The sequence below is a fragment of the Mesorhizobium sp. YR577 genome (genome assembly GCF_900116595.1).
Classification (GTDB): Bacteria; Pseudomonadota; Alphaproteobacteria; order Rhizobiales; family Rhizobiaceae; genus Mesorhizobium_M.
On sequence record NZ_FPBI01000064.1, the window covers coordinates 1 to 2528 of the forward strand.

At 66.9% G+C, this 2528-nt stretch carries 2 protein-coding genes; both read right to left on the reverse strand.

The genetic code is table 11. The features are described 5' to 3' along the window. Positions 1 to 299: 299 nt before the first annotated feature. Positions 300 to 1493 (reverse strand): IS91 family transposase, encoded by a 1194-nt coding sequence (locus BM413_RS32310; protein ID WP_091918915.1) that lies wholly within the window; start codon positions 1491 to 1493, stop codon positions 300 to 302. Positions 1494 to 1496: 3 nt separating this feature from the next. Then, a complete protein-coding gene (locus tag BM413_RS32315) occupies positions 1497 to 2402 on the reverse strand; it encodes a tyrosine-type recombinase/integrase (RefSeq protein WP_091918916.1) in 906 nt (301 codons plus the stop codon). Between the last annotated feature and the right edge of the window lie 126 nt (positions 2403 to 2528).

Consider the following 2528-nt stretch of genomic DNA (forward strand, 5'->3'; position numbering starts at 1 on the left):
GGTGAAGGGTTTCGGGTGCCGGCAGGCGTACGAAAGCCTCTCATGCTGGAACCCGCGGGCCACGTTCGATGGCTATGGGGATTTCGAACTGCGGCCGATGTCGGAGATGGCGTGACCGCCGCTGAGAAGCTCAGGGAAGGATGCGGACCGGCCGCTTCGCTGCGCCTTGGCTCGGTTTAGCTGGCCCCGCACCCGACTCGTCACGACCATGTCGGCGGCGAGAGTCTCCATAGATGCGCGCGGGTCCGTTGCCGGAAGTGGAGCGCCTGCGGCGTGATGCTGGTATAGGTCATGCCGGGTCATGGAGCGGTCTTCCGGTTCGTCGCCGATGCGTGCGGCGGTCCGCGCGGCTGTCTCCAGCGTTCGAACATCTCGATGATGATCATGCGTCCGCCACAGCATGGGCATGGCGGGCGGTAGTCGTCCGGTTCGGCTGGCGTGTCGGCGTCAGGCGGCGTGGCGACGCCCAGGAGTTCGCGGGCGAGCGCGAGGCTTGCCTTGCGGGCGGAGCCGGCGAGCAGGCCATAGTGCCGGATGCGATGGAAGCCGCGCGGCAGCACGTGGATCAGAAAGCGGCGGATGAACTCGTCGGTTGCAAGCGTCATGACCTGCTGTCGATCCGTGTCGTCGCGGCGGTAGTCCTTGTATCGGAAGGTGACGCCGGGCTCGTCGAAGGCGATCAGGCGGCTGTTCGAGATCGCCACCCGGTGGGTGTAGCGGGACAGGTAGGCGAGCACGGCTTCAGGTCCGGCGAACGGCGCCTTGGCGTATACCACCCAGCGCTTCCCCCGGACGGGAGCAAGGTAGCGCAGGAATGCTCGGCGGTCGGCCAGGTGCGCCAGCGATCCGAAGAAGGCCAGCGGCACAGCCTCGTGGAGTGCGACCAAGCGGGTCAGAAAGAGCCGCCGGAACAGCTTGCCAAGCACGCGCACCGGAAGCAGGAACGCCGGACGCGACGATATCCAGCGGTGTCCGTCCGGCGCGATGCCGCCGCCCGGCACGATCATGTGGACATGCGGATGGTGGGTCATCGCCGAACCCCACGTGTGGAGGACGGCTGTGATGCCGATGCGCGCGCCGAGGTGTCTTGAGTCGGCGGCGATTGTCAGCATCGTCTCCGACGCCGCCTTGAACAGCAGATCGTATACCAGCGCCTTGTTCTGGAAGGCGATGTCGGCGACCTCGGCGGGCAGCGTGAACACGACATGGAAGTAGCCGACCGGCAGCAGGTCGGCCTCGCGCTCGGCAAGCCACGTCCGCGCCGCCGCGCCCTGGCACTTCGGGCAGTGCCGGTTGCGGCAGGAGTTGTAGGCGATGCGCCACTGACCGCAGTCCTCGCAGGCCTCGACGTGACCGCCAAGCACCGCGGTGCGGCAATGCTCGATCGCCGACATGACCTTGAGCTGAGCGAGGCTCAGGCGCCCGGCATGGGCGGCCCGGTAGGCAGGCCCGGCTGTGCGGAAGATGTCGGCGACCTCGATCGAGGCGCGCACGGATCAGCAGGGCGGCGTCTTGCCCTCCATCAGCGCCATCAGCCGGTCGAGCGGCCCGGTGACAGCGTGGATCGTCCGGGTCGAGACCTTGGCATAGAGTGCGGTCGTCTCAAGCTTGCTGTGCCCGAGCAGGACCTGGATGACGCGGATGTCGACATCCTGTTCGAGCAGGTGGGTGGCGAAGCTGTGACGCAGCGTGTGCGGGCTGACGCGCTTGCGGATGCCGGCGACCTCGGCGGCCTCCTGGACCGCGCGATGCAGTTGCCGTGACGAGACTGGATCGGTGCGGCTGCGGCCGGGGAAGAGCCAGCCATGCGGAAGTATGACCCCGCGTCGCCTGCCTTCGCGCCACCACAGCCGCAGCAGTTCCAGGAGCTGCGGCGAAAGCATCGCGTTGCGATCCTTGCGACCCTTGCCCTGCTCGACACGGAGCAGCATGCGCGCAGAGTCGACATCATCGACCTTGAGGTGCGCGACCTCGGACACACGCAGGCCCGCGCCATAGGCAACGCCGAGCGCGGCCTTGTACTTGAGGCCCGGTGCGGCTTCGAGCAGTTGCCCCGCTTCCTCCACGCTGAGCACATCCGGCAGCTTGCGGTGATACCGGGTGATCACCAGGGCGCGCGACAGATCCCGGCGCTGCAGTGTCACCAGAAACAGGAACCGCAGCGCCGATACCGCGCCGTTGATGGTCGCAGGTCCGACGCCGTTCTCATGCTGATCAAGCTGGAAGCGGCGGATATCGTCCGGCGTTGCGGTATCGGGCGAGCGTCCGAGAAACGCGGCGAAGCACCGGACGTGACGAACATAGTCCTGCTGCGTGTGAGAGCCGAGGCCCCGCATAAGCATGTCGTGCTGCATGCGCTGGCGAAGCGGCGAAACAGATGCATTGGTCGACGGGGTAGCCATGGTGAGTTCCTCTCGTTGAAGGGAACTCCATGGTCGGCTCGCCCGCCGCTACCTGCTCAAAAGCTACGAATACTACGCCATCTCAGGCCTGGACGCCCCTCCCGCGAAGCGGGTTCGTGCATGGGG